Source organism: Synechocystis sp. PCC 7339 (assembly GCF_019924095.1).
Taxonomy (GTDB): Bacteria; Cyanobacteriota; Cyanobacteriia; order Cyanobacteriales; family Microcystaceae; genus Synechocystis.
On the sequence record NZ_CP063659.1, the window covers coordinates 3442043 to 3458235 of the forward strand.

At 45.6% G+C, this 16193-nt stretch carries 19 protein-coding genes; 3 read left to right on the top strand and 16 right to left on the bottom strand.

Features of this window, described 5'->3' with window-relative positions; translation table 11 throughout:
* Positions 1-19: 19 nt before the first annotated feature.
* Genes IQE94_RS16275 through IQE94_RS16285 form a run of 3 tightly spaced genes read left to right on the top strand, consistent with a single transcriptional unit; the run spans position 20 to position 1478 of the window.
* Positions 20-301 (top strand): hypothetical protein, encoded by a 282-nt coding sequence (locus IQE94_RS16275; protein WP_223342303.1) that lies wholly within the window; start codon positions 20-22, stop codon positions 299-301.
* A complete protein-coding gene (locus tag IQE94_RS16280; protein ID WP_223342304.1) occupies positions 301-1002 on the top strand; it encodes an FAD-binding oxidoreductase in 702 nt (233 codons plus the stop codon). Before IQE94_RS16275 ends, IQE94_RS16280 begins: the two co-directional genes overlap by 1 nt.
* Positions 963-1478 carry a hypothetical protein gene (locus IQE94_RS16285; protein WP_223342305.1) on the top strand — a complete coding sequence of 172 codons (516 nt, stop codon included), beginning with the start codon at positions 963-965 and terminating at the stop codon, positions 1476-1478. Before IQE94_RS16280 ends, IQE94_RS16285 begins: the two co-directional genes overlap by 40 nt.
* Here IQE94_RS16285 and IQE94_RS16290 read toward each other — a convergent pair.
* The 16 genes from IQE94_RS16290 to IQE94_RS16365 form a co-directional block, all read right to left on the bottom strand.
* Positions 1452-2591 (bottom strand): esterase-like activity of phytase family protein, encoded by a 1140-nt coding sequence (locus IQE94_RS16290; RefSeq protein WP_223342306.1) that lies wholly within the window; start codon positions 2589-2591, stop codon positions 1452-1454. The two genes, IQE94_RS16285 and IQE94_RS16290, sit on opposite strands and share 27 nt — an antisense overlap.
* Before the next feature lie 232 nt (positions 2592-2823).
* Positions 2824-4098: a glycosyltransferase family 4 protein gene (locus IQE94_RS16295; protein ID WP_223342307.1), complete on the bottom strand. Its 1275-nt coding sequence runs from the start codon at positions 4096-4098 to the stop codon at positions 2824-2826.
* A 63-nt stretch (positions 4099-4161) separates the two neighbouring features.
* Positions 4162-4749 carry a WcaF family extracellular polysaccharide biosynthesis acetyltransferase gene (locus tag IQE94_RS16300; protein ID WP_370630485.1) on the bottom strand — a complete coding sequence of 196 codons (588 nt, stop codon included), beginning with the start codon at positions 4747-4749 and terminating at the stop codon, positions 4162-4164.
* A gap of 114 nt (positions 4750-4863) precedes the next feature.
* Complete coding sequence (locus IQE94_RS16305) at positions 4864-5409, bottom strand: Uma2 family endonuclease (RefSeq protein ID WP_223342308.1); 546 nt, start codon at positions 5407-5409, stop codon at positions 4864-4866.
* 76 nt (positions 5410-5485) lie between these two features.
* The gene (locus IQE94_RS16310) at positions 5486-6031 is read right to left on the bottom strand and encodes a DUF874 family protein (RefSeq protein ID WP_223342309.1); all 546 of its coding nucleotides are present in this window, start codon (positions 6029-6031) and stop codon (positions 5486-5488) included.
* A 173-nt stretch (positions 6032-6204) separates the two neighbouring features.
* Positions 6205-7392, bottom strand: a complete 1188-nt coding sequence (locus IQE94_RS16315) for a glycosyltransferase (protein ID WP_223342310.1) — start codon at positions 7390-7392, stop codon at positions 6205-6207.
* A 111-nt stretch (positions 7393-7503) separates the two neighbouring features.
* Positions 7504-7905 (bottom strand): tRNA(fMet)-specific endonuclease VapC, encoded by a 402-nt coding sequence (gene vapC, locus IQE94_RS16320; protein WP_212719972.1) that lies wholly within the window; start codon positions 7903-7905, stop codon positions 7504-7506.
* Between the two features lie 9 nt (positions 7906-7914).
* Positions 7915-8151: a type II toxin-antitoxin system VapB family antitoxin gene (gene vapB, locus IQE94_RS16325; RefSeq protein WP_304650921.1), complete on the bottom strand. Its 237-nt coding sequence runs from the start codon at positions 8149-8151 to the stop codon at positions 7915-7917.
* A 58-nt stretch (positions 8152-8209) separates the two neighbouring features.
* Positions 8210-9400, bottom strand: coding sequence for a glycosyltransferase family 4 protein (locus IQE94_RS16330; RefSeq protein ID WP_212719971.1), 1191 nt, complete (start codon positions 9398-9400; stop codon positions 8210-8212).
* 19 nt (positions 9401-9419) lie between these two features.
* A complete protein-coding gene (locus IQE94_RS16335) occupies positions 9420-10790 on the bottom strand; it encodes a hypothetical protein (RefSeq protein WP_223342311.1) in 1371 nt (456 codons plus the stop codon).
* 16 nt (positions 10791-10806) lie between these two features.
* Positions 10807-11994 carry a glycosyltransferase family 4 protein gene (locus IQE94_RS16340; RefSeq protein WP_223342312.1) on the bottom strand — a complete coding sequence of 396 codons (1188 nt, stop codon included), beginning with the start codon at positions 11992-11994 and terminating at the stop codon, positions 10807-10809.
* A 26-nt stretch (positions 11995-12020) separates the two neighbouring features.
* A complete protein-coding gene (locus tag IQE94_RS16345; protein WP_223342313.1) occupies positions 12021-12800 on the bottom strand; it encodes an FkbM family methyltransferase in 780 nt (259 codons plus the stop codon).
* 37 nt (positions 12801-12837) lie between these two features.
* Positions 12838-13854 carry a DUF6625 family protein gene (locus IQE94_RS16350; protein ID WP_223342314.1) on the bottom strand — a complete coding sequence of 339 codons (1017 nt, stop codon included), beginning with the start codon at positions 13852-13854 and terminating at the stop codon, positions 12838-12840.
* Positions 13855-13980: 126 nt separating this feature from the next.
* Positions 13981-14541, bottom strand: coding sequence for a glycosyltransferase (locus IQE94_RS16355; protein ID WP_370630545.1), 561 nt, complete (start codon positions 14539-14541; stop codon positions 13981-13983).
* Positions 14493-15095 (bottom strand): glycosyltransferase family 4 protein, encoded by a 603-nt coding sequence (locus IQE94_RS16360; RefSeq protein ID WP_223342315.1) that lies wholly within the window; start codon positions 15093-15095, stop codon positions 14493-14495. Before IQE94_RS16360 ends, IQE94_RS16355 begins: the two co-directional genes overlap by 49 nt.
* The gene (locus IQE94_RS16365; RefSeq protein WP_223342316.1) at positions 15077-16189 is read right to left on the bottom strand and encodes a glycosyltransferase; all 1113 of its coding nucleotides are present in this window, start codon (positions 16187-16189) and stop codon (positions 15077-15079) included. The genes IQE94_RS16360 and IQE94_RS16365 overlap by 19 nt, the downstream gene beginning before the upstream one ends.
* Between the last annotated feature and the right edge of the window lie 4 nt (positions 16190-16193).

Consider the following 16193-nt stretch of genomic DNA (forward strand, 5'->3'; position numbering starts at 1 on the left):
TCCCGTTTACGGTTTCCCTATGATCAGCGTTGATTTGACCCTTAAATATTCCCCCATGCCCGTGTCCGTACAGCGGAAGGAAAAGGATGCGGCGGAAACCCTCTATCAGACCATTATTACTGCCATGCAGGGTGATTGCCCCCAACTGTTGGAGCTGACCTGTGAAAAGCAGACCGAGAAAAAGGTGGCCATTATGAGCGATCAGATCAGTGCGGTCATTGTGTCCGAGAAAGATGGTTCTGCTTCGGCAGGGAAAGTACCTGGTTTTGCCGCCTTGGGCCAAATTGTTAATCAAGGTTAATGGAAAATTACGATGCCATTGTAGTCGGGGCCGGTATTACCGGAGCAGCGATCGCCTATGAATTACAAAGCCAAGGGCAACGGGTACTGTTACTCGAAAAGCATCGTCAGCCTGCCAACGCCACAGCCTTGAGCTATGGTGGCATTATTTATTGGGCCGGGGCCACTCCTCTGCAACGGCAGTTGTGCCATGAAAGTCGGTACCGCTGGACCCATTTGAGCCAGGAATTGGAGGGAGAAACGGAATATCGAGAACTGGAGCTATTGCTATATCTCCGCCCCGGAGATGATGCCCAGACCTTGGCTAAGCAGTTTGACCATTGTTTAATTCGGCCCCAACGGGTAGACCGTTTAACGGCGATCGCCATTGAGCCCCAACTCAATCCCGATGGCATTGGGGGTGGGTTTGTGGTGCCCCAGGGCCATTGCCACGGCGGCAAAGCCGTTAACGCCTATCTGCAAGCTTTTATTCGCCAGGGGGGCGTAGTACACATCGCCACAGTCCAAGGATTAATTACCAAGCAAAATCGTGTGCAGGGGGTCCACACAGGGGTGGGAAATTTTTTTGCCCATAAAGTAATTTTGGCCGGGGGGGGCAAAGCCGTGCTCTGTTACCGGGGCCAGGGCTTAATTTTCCCCTCTATTTCACCCACGCCGCCGTTTTGCAAACCGCCCCCAGTAAAAAAAATCTCCGCTGTGTGATTATGCCGGCGGATTTACAGCAACGCCCCAATTTGGAAGCCCTCGCCCCAACTTTGGACTGGCATCAGCCCAACGACCATTGCGTCGCCACCGTTGTGGAACCGGGAGCAGTGCAATTTTTCGATGGCAGATTATTCATCGGTCAGATTAGCCAACTGGTGACTTCCCCCCATTACCGCCCTGACCTCGCCTGGGCCCAGCAACAATTACAAACGGCGATCGCCGAAATTCTGCCCCGTCTCGCCCCCTTGCCGGTCACCGCCCACCATTGCCTAGTGGCCTTTAGTGGCCAAACTTTACCCCTAGTGGGGGAAATGCCCAATTTACCAGGGTTAGTACTATTCACCGGCTTTACCCATCCCTTGGTTTATGTGCCCCCCCTAGCGCAAAAATTAGCCCACCACCTCACTGGGGCTAGGGAGCCGGTAATTGACCATTTGGCCCCTCTGCTAAACCCCCCGCAAACGGAAAAGTAGGATTTGGGTGGTTTGATCTGCACTAAAGTTATCGTCGCTAATGGCAATTAAACTGCCAGAGCCATCCGGTAAGCGAGGCCCCAGGGTAAGCCCTTCCAGATTGTCCAATTCAATACCCAAATCCCCCAGGTCGAGCAATAATTGTTTCCGCATGGGGTTAATGGTATCGGTACCAGGCTGGAAACTGGCAATGCGGCTAGTGTCGGTGGCATTGGCATTGACCGTTTGGAAAATTTTACCCTGGAACCCCGTCAATCCAAAAGTTCGTTCTAAGGTGAGAAAATAACCTTCCCTGGGTAGGGCCACCATGGCGCTCAGGCCGTGGAGCAGGGTACCTGTTGGAGCAGGCGCAAGGGGGTAAAGGTTTTCGCTGACTAAAACGGGGGGCCCGACGGAATTAATAACGTAATGCAACCACCGTAAAGGAATTTCTTGGGGGGGATTGTCCGGGTCAAAATCCTGGGCTAAAACGCTTTCAGGGGCAGTGAAAAGACGAAAAGGATCGTCCGCTAGGGTGCTGGTGGCGGCAATGGTTAAAGCTTCAAAACCAAAGTTATCCCGGATGCCCTGGAGGGGATCGGCTTGGGGTAAAAAGCGGCGGGGCACAGGCAATTGCTCCAACTCTCGGCCTGTTTGGGGGGCAAATTCGGCAATTAAAGGGGGGCTTTGGGTGGATAAAACCCCTTCACTGCTGATGAATAAGGTCTGGCGGGGGGACAGGGCAATACCCTCTGGGTCTAACAATTGACGGCCGTAGGTTTCCCCCTCGCTGGTTTTCAGCCTGGTCATGGCCATCACTTCCACTTTGGTAATGCCAATGCCCTTTTCTCCATCAGCAATACTAAGGCGCATGGTATAAAACCTAGGCGATCGCCGGTCATCGGTGACGACATAATAAATGTCCCGTTGGCGATCGTAGGTAAGATCGGAGATGCCTCCAACGGGTAAGTCTTGTACTGACTGCTTTGGTAGGGCGTAGCTATCTAAAAATTCTAAGGACAGGGGCAAAAATAGGCGGGACTCTGCTTGCACCGCATTGGGGGAAACCCCACAGGCCACTAAGACAAAACAAAGGATTGGCAATAGTAGCCGGAATAAAATTTTGGTCAGCACCTTGATAAACCCTAAATTCCTGCCATTACTGTAGCGAACAACTGGATTTGTTTCGTGCTCTGGTGTGAAAAGCAAGCAAACGGACTTTGGCTAAAAATCACTAAAAAGTTTTACTGATACGCTGTCATTGGGCGTTTACCCGTGATTTTTAGTAAAAAATACCAAAATTAAACCAGAAAAACGTAACAGTCGCAGACCGCTCCTAAGGTGGTTTATTTATCCGACCATTTGCTTAGCGCCAGCGTGAGTCGGCGTAGCGAGGAAAATTATTTGCTTGGAGTTTGGCGAGTTTTTTATCGCCCACTTTGGTAATGACAGATAGGTATTGCTCCGCAATGGTGCCCAGGGTGAAATTTTCTTCAAAATACTGACGGCCTTGGTGTCCCATGGCGGTGGCTCGCTGGGGATCATTCTTCAACTGAAGGATGAATTGAGCTAACTTTTCCCCATCCCCATTATCAATGGCTACGCCACATTGGGCATCGGCAATAATCCCCCGCAAATAGGAATGGGATGGACAAATGGCGGCGATCGCCGTCCCAGCGGCCAAACAGCCATAGAATTTGCTTGGCACCACCAGTCCTTCCACCTGGGCCAAAATGGAAACCAAGCTCAGGTCACAGGCGGTGAGGGAAAAGGGTAAAACCTGTTTGGGTTGGAAGGGCAAAAATAAACAATTAGTTAATTGATGGCGTTGTACGAAATTGCGGCAGATGGCCGCCTTGGCCCCGGCGCCAATGAAGACAAACTGTACGGCTTGTTGACTGAGTAGGCGGGCTGCCTCCATGATGGTTTCCAGGTCATGGCATCGTCCCATATTGCCGGAGTATAGGACGGTAAATGTCTGGTCTAGGCCATGGCGTTGGGCAAACCAATTATCGATTTTGGCCCTTGGCTGAATTAACACTCCGTCCGCCCAGTTATGAACCACTTTAATTTTCTCTGTCAGGGCCGGCTGCTGGTCCACGATTACTTTGGCCATGCTCTCGCTGAGCACAATAATGGCCTCTGCTTTTTGCCAGGTCAAACGATTTAGCCAACGCCACAATTTGACAATGGCATCCTTTTCCTTGGCTACCCCCAACTTCACCGCCACATCGGGGTAAAGATCATAAATTAAACAAATATAGGGTTTTCTATACAACAAGTGCAGGATGTAGGCCACCACCATTAGGTAGGGAGGCTCCGTAGTAACAAGAATCAAATCCCCTAGTCTGTTTCTTAATCTGAGTTTGACAATGGCGCGTAAACAATACAAAATTCCGGCGATCGCCCGTCCCCGTAGTCTTTGGGGCCAAAGGCGAGAAGTTCTAGTTCTCCTGATCAAAACCCCCTGACACATTTCCTGGGCCGGGGCCAGTTCTTGGTCAAAGGCATAACCCGATTGCCCAGCAAAAATCTGCACGTCAAGCTCTTTTTTGGACAGTTCGATGGACAACTCTTCCAACAGTTGCCCCGTGGCCGCATAGTCAGGGGGATAGAATTGGTTCAGAATTGTTAGCTTCATTATTAATTAGATTCTGTCCCGGGGCATGATAACAATTAAAGTTAGTTTTTCCCTACCGTAATTTCACGTAACTTGTCTTTTTTTCACTGGCTGACAGGGATTGCCAGAGTAGATGGTCATGCCCGCCAAATCTTTAACAGCCACAGACCCCAAAGTTAAAACCGCTCTTTCGTTTACTCGTACTCCAGGTGCAATAATAGCATTGGCGCCGATCCAACTGCCTGTGGCGATGTGGATTGGTCTGGTGATTAGGTCAAAGCTGGGTTTGTTCCAATCGTGGTTGCCAGTGCAGAAGTACACCCCCTGGGAGATGCACACATGGGACTCAATGCTAACCGCGGCCAGATTATCAATCCAACATTTTTCCCCCAACCAAACGTAATTACCGACGGTTAAACGCCAAGGAAATTTGATCTTGACGTGGGGTTTAATATTGACTCCTGTACCAATTTTGGCTCCGAATAACCGCAGGATCCCTACCTTCAGGGGGGGGATGGGGAGTAGGGGAGTTTGCACTAAAAAATCCCCGAGGAAATACCAAAGCAACTGTTTGACTAGGGAGGCACCGGGGTGATAGTTGCCTTGCTCATATTGATTAAGTTCCATGGTGATAATTACGCCAAAATTAACTGGCTCAACGGCGATCGCCAAAAACGACAAAAGTTGTTTGGGACTGAGGAAAATGCTACTTTAGTCAGTTGTTGAGGAAGAAAGTGGTCAAAGACCGGGGCAGTGGGGCTAAAAAACTTGCCATGGGGCGGAGAGCTACCAGTGCAACATTTTTTGTACTGATATTTTTATGTCAGGAAAAGCTTGGCTAAAGATGATGCCATCGGAGTAGGTTTGTTGCAGGCGATAATCTCCGTTGTCCGGTGCTCGAAAAACAAATAATTTGCGGTTAGTTAGGTCTGCCACCCAATATTCGGGGATACTTTCCTGGGCGTAGATCTGTTTTTTGTCGTTGAGGTCATAGGCCTGGGTGCTGTGGGCAATTTCCATTAACCAGAAAATATCCTCAGCCTGGGGATGTTTTTCTTTGTAGCGCTCTTGGGGGGGGAGGACAATGGCAATGTCGGGTTCCGGTTCAGATTGGCTCAGGGTGATGGGATGGGCTTCTATGACCAAAGCGAAATTTTCCAATCTCTTTCTGAGATACTCTGCCGCAGTTCTATTGGTGTAGCTATGGAGCGGTCCTTCGGGAGCCATGGTCACTAGGTTGCCATCTAAAAGTTCCACTTTCTTGCCATCTAATAGGCCCTGTTCAATGAGGTGGTGATAGTCTGGGACTGTCCATTTCAGTAGGGTAACCATGGTTGTTTCACTGGCAACGGGTAACTGGTTAAATGGGAACAAGAAGTGTGTTGGGAAATGGCTAGGCGATCGCCATTTATTCACCGTATTCCTGGATAAAACTTAAGGAATCGATTAGGGTTGCTCTGGCTTCTGGGCTAGGGGCAAGTTGATACCGTGTTTGGAGAACAAATCCTCGATTTTGGATTCGAGCACGGCGAGCCGCTCGTTGTCTTTCCTGATCTGCTCGGTTTCTTTCCTGATCTGCTCGGTTTCTTTCTTGATCTGCTCGGTTTCTTTCTTGATCTGCTCGATCTCGTTCTTGATCTGCTCGATCTGCTCGGTCTCTTTCCTCAGCCGCTCGGTTTCTCTCTTCGTCTGCAAGATTATCTCGTCGAGTTTCGCGTTCTCTTGCTTCAATCTCTCGGTTTCGGCTTCGATTTCCAGTGTTCCACTCAAGGCCGAGATTAGCCAGGAGAGCCGCTGTCCCCAGGATGAAGGCGATGAAGCTCCACTGGAGGATGGTGAGGGGGACTTGGGGGATGGGGGTGGTGTCGATGTTGCCATAAAACCTCAGTAGGGCCGCAACGGCATAAAGGAAAGTGGTCAAAGAACGGGGTAATAGGGCCAGAAAACTTGCCATTGATGGCCTCTATTTTAGCTGGGCAGATACTAGAATTCCTTTCCAGAGATAAGGTAAACGTCCAGCAAATTTAAATTTCAGATTAGTAAAGTCTTCTTCTTGCAATAGCTGGGAAAGTTTTCGCAATCCATCTCATAGCCTTGGACTGTCCATTTCAGCAGGGTGACCATGGGTTAGTCAGTGATTACGCAGTCGGGTTTTGGCCCTTGGCCGAGAATCCATTGGTAAACAGTAATCATCTGAGTGGCAATTTGATCCCACGTGTAGTGCTCAAAAATGAATTGACGGGCTTGCTGTCCCATATGCTGTGCTTCCTCTAGGTTGGCCAAACACCAGGTCAAGGCATTGGCTAGTTTTTGTTGATCCACGGGAATGATTTTGGCCACTGCTGACGCTTCTGGAAAGTTACAAGCATCGGTGAATACACAGGGTAGACCACTGGCCATGGCTTCGAGGATAGATATGCTAAAACCTTCGGAGTAGGAAGGAGCAACGTAAACACTGGCGGCGGCGATCGCCGAGTATTTCAACTTTCCGGTGAGCATACCTGTGAAACTAACTGCATTTTGGCAACCTGCCTCTTGAAACATTTTTTGGGCTGTGGGTAAATAACCAATGTTGTCTGGGCCCGCAATGACCAGATGACTTTCGGGAAATTGTTGATGAATTTGAGCGAAGGCAGGAGCTAGTAAATTTAGTCCTTTTTTGGGGTCTATCCGGCCCAGAAATAAGATTAATTTACGGTTTTGAGTTGCAGGAAATGTCTGTAAAAAAAGATCGGCTTGGGGCACAGAGTTAAAATCTGGTGCAAAAATGCCGTTAGGAGCGACGAAAGAAGGCGCATTTAGTCGCAGTTTTGAAATATTTTGCGCTTCTGAGCTATTTAGGGTTTGAATGCCACTGGCTTGGTTGAGCTTAGCCTTTTCAAGTAAATTGAGAAAGATTTTTTTTTTGTTTTTTTTATGGGCTAAAGCCCAGGGTTCTAACATGCCATGGGGAGTGGCAACATAGGGAACTTTTTTATGACCTGCGATAAAGTGAGTTATGGTAACCAAAGGTGAAAATACATAATTGGTATGAACCAAGTCATAGTTTTTTATATTTTTAATTAACCAAAGGATAAGTGGCCAACTAAAAATCAAGTCCCCTTTAAACCAGGCAGGAAAATATTGCAATCTATAGGAATGATTTTTGAGCCAAGAACCACAAGTAACATCGAGGGTTTGTTTGCCATTGGCATTAGTGGTGACTAAATCAACGCTAATTCCCTGACTAGCAGTAGCTTCAGCTAATTCGACTACGCTTTTAGATGGTCCCCCGTAAACACTACCAATGCTAGGGATAACGATCAAAATTTTCATTTTTAGCAATGCTAGTTGAGGCTGTCTAATTAATTCACTGTTTAGCAGGGGCGATCGCCGGAATGACATTTCACATTCTTTTACAGTCTGGAGTTATTCTATTTTTATGGCTTAATTTGCCCAATTTTCTAATCTTAATCCTTTAATCCGTTCAAATTCTTTAAGATTATTGGTGACTAAAATTAACCCCAGGGAACGGGCATGGCCCGCAATCATCGTGTCGTAGGGGCCGATGGGGGTTCCACGCTGAGCCAATTCTGCTTTTATCTGACCAAAATGGGTAGCCCCCTTAATATCAAAAAACTCGACCTCCATACGAGCGATTAGGTTGTCGATTGCTGATAGGTTTTTTTCCGGCATAGCAGAGCGTTCTGCACCAAAAACAAGTTCGCCCAGGGTCACGCTGGATATACACATCTGTCCATCATGTTTCTTGAACAAGGTTCGTACCTGGGAAGGCTTATTTTTCATAGTATAAATAACAATATTGGTATCAAGCATATATTTCAACATGAAAATACCCTAAAAAGATTCGCGGCTTTGATCTTTGGGCTGTTCACGGCAATTCATAAAATCTGATGATACATGGCAATTATCAAACCAATCATCCCACGATTCCCCAACTGGTGTAATGATGCGGGTGTTACCCACCGCAACAATGGTTATTTTTTTTATGTTTTCTGGCAACTCGACCATTTTGGGCAGACGAACAGCCTGAGTTTTATTATTCCTAAAAACATTGGTCTGAATACTGGACATAGCACATTGTTGAATTAATGGATATACACGTAGTGTATCCCATGGATTACTTACTGCTCTAAGTTTGCTGATCTGTTTTTTTATTGATGGCAAATTCCACAGCCTGTTGGAGGCCCTGGGCAAAATAGTCGGGGGAATATTTTTGGATATGGTTTAAGGACGCTTGGCCCATTGCCTCTAAATCTACTTCTCCGGAACTCATTTTTAGCATGAGCTGGGTGAGTTGCTGTTGGTTCTCTGGATCAAAGCCAAAACCATTCACTCCTTCCATCACCAGGTCTTCAAAGCATCCACAGCGGTTAGAGCCTAGAACAGGCAGGCCGGCGGCCATGGCTTCGTTGACCACTAGGCCCCATTGTTCCTGCAGGGCGGGATGGATTAGAGCTTTGGCCTTAGCGTACCATTGGGGCATATCCTGGTAAGAGATAAAGCCTGGCAAATGAACGACGGAATCTAGGGAATGGACTTGAATAAACTCTCTGATGGCATGTTCTTGAATGCCGCTACCACAAATCACTAAATTCCAAGCTTGGTCCTGATTTTCTTGATAGTATTTAAGGTAGGCATTGAGCAAAAGCAGTATATTTTTACGAGGTACAAAACGGCTAACGATAATAAAGTAGGGAACTGGGGGAGGAACGTTTTCGCTTGGATGGGGTTGGGCTAAGTTCTGCCGAGCTTTTTGGGTTTGTGGGCTGAAGTGGTGATTATCAACAACGTCATAGCCGAGAAAAATTGATGTTTTTTTCATGCCTAGTCTGATTAGGTACTCTTTGTGGGCATTGCCTGCCACCAGGGCTCCATGGAATTTGTTGACGTAGAGCAGGGACTTAATTTTTTCCTTCCACCATTGCCTCGGTTCATCATCCCATTTGCTATCGCTCATCAATATTGTAAGAATTTTGTGTCGATGAGCCCAACTTAGGGCTGTTCGGGCGATGGGAAAGCCCCACCCAGGAATGACGATTATATCTGGTTTGATTTTGTTTAGGTATGCGGGTAAACGTTGAGCGGCGATGGGGGACTGGGGATTAATTTCTCCTAGTTGGTTGAGTTCTGGGGATGGTATGAGGGTAATGAGGGGAAAGGTGATTTTCTCATTGATACTTCCCCAGGGGTGTTCACCGGTACTGGCTGTTTCTTGGATGGCAGTGAGGGTAAAATGTTTGTCGGCTAGGAGTTTTTGGGCCGCCCTGAGCCGAGCGATATGGTAACCGCCAAGGTTATGGAAAATAATGACAATGTGCATACGAATTGGGCTCTAGCCGTTAATATCTGGGGGAATAGCGTTTTTCCCTGATAGGTTGCAAGGTTCCCACTAACAAGCGCCAGACAATTAAAATTGCTCCGGTTAGGAGTAAATAGCGGAATAACATGGCTTCCAATGTCTGGCTAATGATGTAAACGGAGAGGGCAGAAAGAATGAGAAAATGTAGATTCCAAAAGTTGCCCTGGCTAACCATCTTTTTCCATGCCCAGCCGTAGAGCCAGCCAATGGCAAATAAGGCCAAAAGGCTGAACCAGGAAAATTCAATCCACATATCCGCCAATAGTCCTGGAGCGGCGCCCCTTGCGCCAGCCCAACCTAAGGTTTCTTGCAAGGCCTGTTCACCCACCCCCAGGTTTTCGGTTTCAATATTGGGGATATTTAACCACTCAGCCGAGTCAGCATACTTAGTCGGCCAAAGAAAGCGGGGAATGGGACGAATAAAAGCAATGACAAAATATCGTCTGCCCCAAAAAAAGAAGTTGCGGGCATTGGCATTGAGAATACCGCCACTACCATAGACATACTCATTGTTACTAAGGCTGGTAGCATTTTCAGAAAGGCCAAAGTAGTTGAACAAATTATCGGTTCTTACTTCAAAGTCAGAGCCTAGATAAAGCTCATTCCGGTTAGCAACTAAAAACATTAACAACAAACCTAGGGCAATACTGCCGGCAATGACAAGGACTAGGGAAGGACGGCGACGGCGCACCACAAACCATGTCATGGCAAGGGCAATAATGGCCATGGCGGTGGGGCCTCTCCTGCCCCCTAAGAACCCTTGGATGAATAGGGGAGAGATAAATAAAAGAGTAATGGCCCAATTTTGGAGTTTAAGTCGTTCTTGATTAAAGCTGACCAGGTACAACACCGCCGCAGGCATAGAAAAAAGAAACACTTCCCGCAGGTAACCATAATTAGACCAGCCCCCTCCTTTGACTCGACCATAGGCTTCGGCAAAGCCCCCCACCGCAAAAATGTTAAGCCAAAATACCAAGATTGCTGCTAGGCCAATGATCCAAGCTAGTCGGCGTAGTCTTTGATCAAAGCTAATCTCACCGAAGCTGGGGTAGGTACGCCAGGGATAGGGACCTGATGCTATCAGGCATCCACCTAAAAGGGAAGCGCAACCTAAGGCATAAATAGGCTGGAGATATAGGAGGCTGGGCAAGGGCAGAAAATTTAGCAATAAATTGGGATTTTGTTGGGATAACTGAAAGGGCAAAAAAACATAGATGCTGGCAAGCATTAGTCCCAAATAAATGGCGGGATGAAAGGGGTCTTGGTAACGGCGGTAGGCAAACCAAATACAACCAAAAATCACACCGGCAGTGATGTAGACGAGGAGATAAAAAAAGGAAAAGTCGGTCATGAAGTGGGAGCAGGTTTTAGGTAATAGCCGCTAATAGTCTTGCGCCATAGCGTTTCCAAGTGTAATCCTTGGCTCTTTCTTTGGCGGCTTGGCCCATGCGCTCTCGCAACTGTCGGTCAGTCGCTAATTGCTCAATGCGTTCTGCTAATAGATTGCTGTCACGGATGGGGACAATAAAGCCTTCGATGCCATCCCGCACTACGGAGCCACAATGGGGGGTTGTAATGATGGGAATACCACAGGCCATAGCTTCCAGGTGAACAAGGGCCATGCCTTCAGCCAAGGTAGGCAAAACAAACACATCGGCTTTGGCAAATTCTTCCCTGACCAGGGAACGGGGCACTTGGCCAACATAGTCAGGTCCAGCAAAAAGTGGGTTAGTAATATCCACCAAAGGAGGGCCGACTACCCGTACATGGAGTTGAGGTAATCGGGGCTGTAATTTGCGGGTGGCTTCAGCCAGGTAGTGATTGCCCTTCCTAAGACCCACTTGGCCGACAAATAAAACCCGTCCTGGTTCTGGCTGAGCTTCAATTGTTAACCATTGTTCATTGATACCATAGGGAACGATGGAAATCTTTGCTGGTTCTGCGCCGAGGACAACGGAGCTATCGAAGCAGTACTGGGAAGGAACTAAAACTTGATCTACCGTTTGCCACTTCAGAAGATCTCTCTGGATACCATCTTCAACTTCTGTGAGTGATTCTCCTTGGGGTTCTATGTCTGGAAATAATTGACGTTCTTCTAGAAGAATTCTGCCAACATCAGCTCCGATAATCAATTCATGAACACAATGTAATCCCCTTTCTTTAGCTTGTTTGATTAAGAGCAAATCACTATTAATATAGTTAGTGTAAAGAGATGTTGCTCCACCAAATTCGTCTTTTTCTATCAAAGAAAATATTTTTTCTTCTGTACTAATAGACTGGCTATTGATTCTTTTAAGTAAAGGATAAAGTAAAGTATAAAAAAATTGATCTTGAACTAAATTTTGTGGTAGGGATTCTGGTATTTTCCGACCTAGTAGTCGCTTTAATGTCTTTGGATGAAGTGAGGAAGGTAACACTTGATCTAGCAATTGTAGAGGCAGATGACTACCATGGAGATCCGTATAGAATCTTTTCAGTAATCCTTGTTCAGCTAATAATGCTGGTACTGCATAATGCATTCTAGCTCCAGCTTGCAGGACGATAAATTCTCTCATTTAAATTCATTTGAGTTACAGCATGTTCAGGGAACACATAAAAAATCTTTTTTTGACGCAAATAAGTTTTCTTCTCTTCTCCACATGGTGAGATTGGGTTTTATTTTGTCTATTCCAGCATAAAAACTTTCACCACAGCCAGGTTTCATAAAGTCGTGAAGTTCAATGATGAAAGAATTAATTTTATCAATCCATAGCGATGGATCGGCAAATACTTCTTTTTCTGCGCCCTCTATATCAACTTTTAGAATATCAATTTCTTCAAGATCATATTGATTCATGATTTCATCAATGGTAACACCCTGAACTTGGTGACAGATATCCTTATCTACAGCATCTGCATCCGTCATGTAACCCCAATTTCCTAAACCAGAATCTACCAGATTTATTTCTTCGTTTTCATTCCAGAGAGCTGCTTGAATCGGTACAATATTTTCGTAGTCAGATATATTTTTTAGTAAGAGTTTAAAGTTTTTAGACTCTGGCTCAATAGCAAAAATTTTTGCAGTTGGATATTTATTGGCAAAATAAACAGACGCTAAGCCAATATTAGCACCAGCATCAATTATGGTTTTTGGAGGACGATTTGTGGTGCAATTGTATTCGTTGTCAACAAAGATTTGTTTATAAGTTGGAACATCTGAAGATGGAATTCTCAAATAAATAGGCCATCGAGTGTTTTCATTGCTTATCTCAAGAAGGTCTGTTTTGTTCTTAACTTTAGCGATTAAGGTTTTTACTAATCCTCTAAAGCCAACAGTGACCAAGTATAATTCTATATTTTGAAAGCTTTTCTTGTTTGTCATTGAAGTAGTTGGTAAACGTAAAAAAATAAAAGTTTAGTTAGATAGGAATGCCTGTTTTTTTTCTGAGAAAAAGAGCAACTTTTCTGGCATTTGAAATACCAATAGTCTTCTGAACTAAATGACCAATTTTTTCTCGGCTACGAGCGATAAAATAAAATAAAGTTTTGCGCAAAATAATTTCTGGAGAGTTTAATTGACTTGAATCAAAAACAGTGGTTGAGAAACCAATTTGGCTCATTGAAAACTTTTCATAGGAGAGCTCTAGGTTATAATTTTTCCAGTAAAAAGGGTATTTTTTCAACCCCATAAAATGGATGTATAGCATTTCAACTGATTTAAACTCTGAGGATTGCAGATAAACTTTTCCGTTTTTATATGTTGCCAGTTCAGATCCATTATATGGAAATTCTGTAATTTCTCCTTTAAATCCTAAATTAATACAAGAAGGAATAAACTCTTTGCATTTTTTGAGTTCCTCTAACAACGGCTGGGGTGACTTTAAGCGAATATCATTATGATTCTTAAGTACATGGCTAATTCCATTTTCATCCATGTGTGTAGACTGAAAAACTTGAGCCCTATTTTGGTAATCATCAATCTGAAATGCCAAGCTATTAATGGCTTCGATGTTACGAAAAATAGTAAAATGCCCAGCTAAATAGTATGAGTAAGAGGTTAAAATATCAACATCACTCAAATAGTCAGGATTTAAGACTTTACTCAAGTCACCGAAGACAACATCAATATCGCAATATCCCCAAAAATCACTGTCATGTAAAATGTCTGAAAACACGTAGGGAAAAAAGTTTCTAAAATCACAGACTTTGTGTAAATCTTTTATTTTAATTATAAATCCTAAAACCCTCGAAACTCTTTGCTCAAAATCCGAGAGTTTTAGTGGAAAATGTTTGACATTTTCTGGTAGCTTATGAGCAGGAAAACTGTCGGATAAAATAAAAAAGTTGGCACACGGATTTGACTGGCAACTTTGTAAAAAAAGCTTCGTATAAAACGGCCATTTACCAAAATAGGGGATCAAAAAAGTTATTTTCATAGGTTATGGGTCATGATATAATTTTGATTTTTCAATCTCTATTGAACAAGTAATTTCCTTGGCTAAGAAACAAATCTAGAGCTTGGAGTATATCGTTTTCTACGATAAAACAAAGCAGTTATTCATTCAATTATCCGAAAAGATTTGCTTTATTTTTTTTACTGCCCTCGCCCAAGTAAATTCATCGGAGCGGGACAAAATTTTTTCCCGTAGGGCGGAGTAATTTTCTGGTGATTGGAGATAGGTTTCAATGGTATCGGCAATGGTGTGGGGGTGAACATCGGCTTCAAACAGATGACCCAGACCCTCTGGCACCGTATCGGGAATTCCCCCTACCCGCAATGATAGAACCGGGACTCCCAGCCGTAAACACTCCCGATTAGAAATTCCAAAGGCTTCTGCTTGGGAAAAAAGACAGCCAAAATGGAAGGAACGCACTGTTTTCACAAATTTTTCTAGGTCAGTATTTTTATTAAGAAAGCCTATGGGTTGGAGGAGGGGATGGGGCGGCAGGTCAGCGCTTGGGGGGCCAATGACGGGCACTTGGACAGGGTAACCCCGTTGGTGAAGTTCTTCTGCTACCTGGATTAATAAAGGTAAACCTTTGCGTTGCCAATCTTTACCAATAAAACCAAGTTTTAGGGGCTGGAAAGGGGGGGGGGACCAGGGGGAAGTTGGGTTAATAATGCTTCGTCTAGATTTGCTCCACCAGGAATGACAAAAACTTTACTGGGGTCAATGCCGTAGTCATTGATGACAGAATCGGCGGCCCAATGACACATACAAATGATTCTTTTTGCTTTTTGAAAATTTCTAGTTTCCCGTGCCAAAACTTCTGCTTGAAAATTTTTACCTACTTTTTGGTCAATGCCATAGCTTTCAAAGACTTGTTTCGTGGTGGCATCAATATAGTAATTTAATTGCCATTGGACGGGAATGGGCTCTGGGGGCAGGAGGGGAAAATGGCTAATAATTTCTATGGGTTCTGGAGGGAGAGATACTTGGGCTATGAGAAGTCGAGCAAAATAATTACTGTACTGAAAGCCTCCCCGCTGGCCAGTGAACAACAATTGCCAGAGATTCCAAAGGAGTCGCCAGAATTTAAGTTGAGCAGGTTTAAGGGGTAGACCAGCCATCAAAAAATCATCCTTTCGGGCCGCCTGCAAAAAATAGTACGGGATATTACTCCAAATATTAATATCATTGGGATCGCCAACTAGCATTAAATAACGCTTGGGCATAGCAACTCCAGCCATTTTTGAGCAGTATTGCAGACATCATATTGGGGGGCAGTGGCCAGAATAGCTTGGGAGGCGGCTTGCCACTCTTGAGCATCAGCCATTAGGGAATCCAGAGCATCAACCCAGGCTTTAACATTTTTAGGCTCTACTAAAACTCCGGCTTTTCCTCCCAGTAGGACTTCCCGACAGGCCCCTATGTCACTGGCCACAGTGGGTAAACCGGCGGCCATGGCTTCAATGAGGACAATGCCAAACCCTTCCGCTTCGGTGGTGCTAAAGGCAAAAATATCACACTGGCCCAGGATTTCGGGAATATCTCCCCGTTGACCAAGAAAGACGGTTTGGGGATCGAGGTTTAACTCTAGAGCTAATTGTTGCAATCGTTGCCGCTCATTCCCTTCCCCCACCAACCATAATTGCCAATCGGGATGGCGGGGTTGAAGTTGGGCATAGGCCCGGATTAGGGTGGCTTGGTCTTTAATACCATCGAGGCGGGCCACCATGACAATTCTTTTTTTATCATTGGCGGGGCGCTGGGTTCGGGCTTTGGCGGCAGTGGCGGCAATGGCGCTGACATCACAACCATTGATCATCACTTGACTATCTTTGTGCAGGGGGGCCAGGGTTTCAATGGAGGTCATCACCGCTTGGGAACAGGGATAAACAGGAACCTGCAAAAGGGAAAAACACCAGAGTAGAAAACGCCATTTACGGCGGGGCATCGGTTCGAGAGGGGCCGTATTGCCCATCTGGACTTTAATGTTATGGATGCCGGATAGCTTGGCCGCCAGCACAATGGGCAGAATTTTGATATTGAAGGTGTAGGAGATGATGGCGGTGGGTTGGGTTTGCTGAATGGCTTGGCGAGCGGTGTTGAAAATGTTGAGATAACCCAATCCCGGTTTACAGTAAATAATTTGTTCTGTTAGGACAGAAAAAGCTGGTTCCTGTTCCCGTTTGCTGGGGTCAAGGACAATGAGGGAGTTCTGGGTTTGAGCTTGGGCCGCCATAATTATCTTTAGAGCGATCGCCTCGTTGCCACCGTAACCTAGGCCGGCGACGATATGAAGAATGGAACTTGGTGTAGTGGTCAAGGAA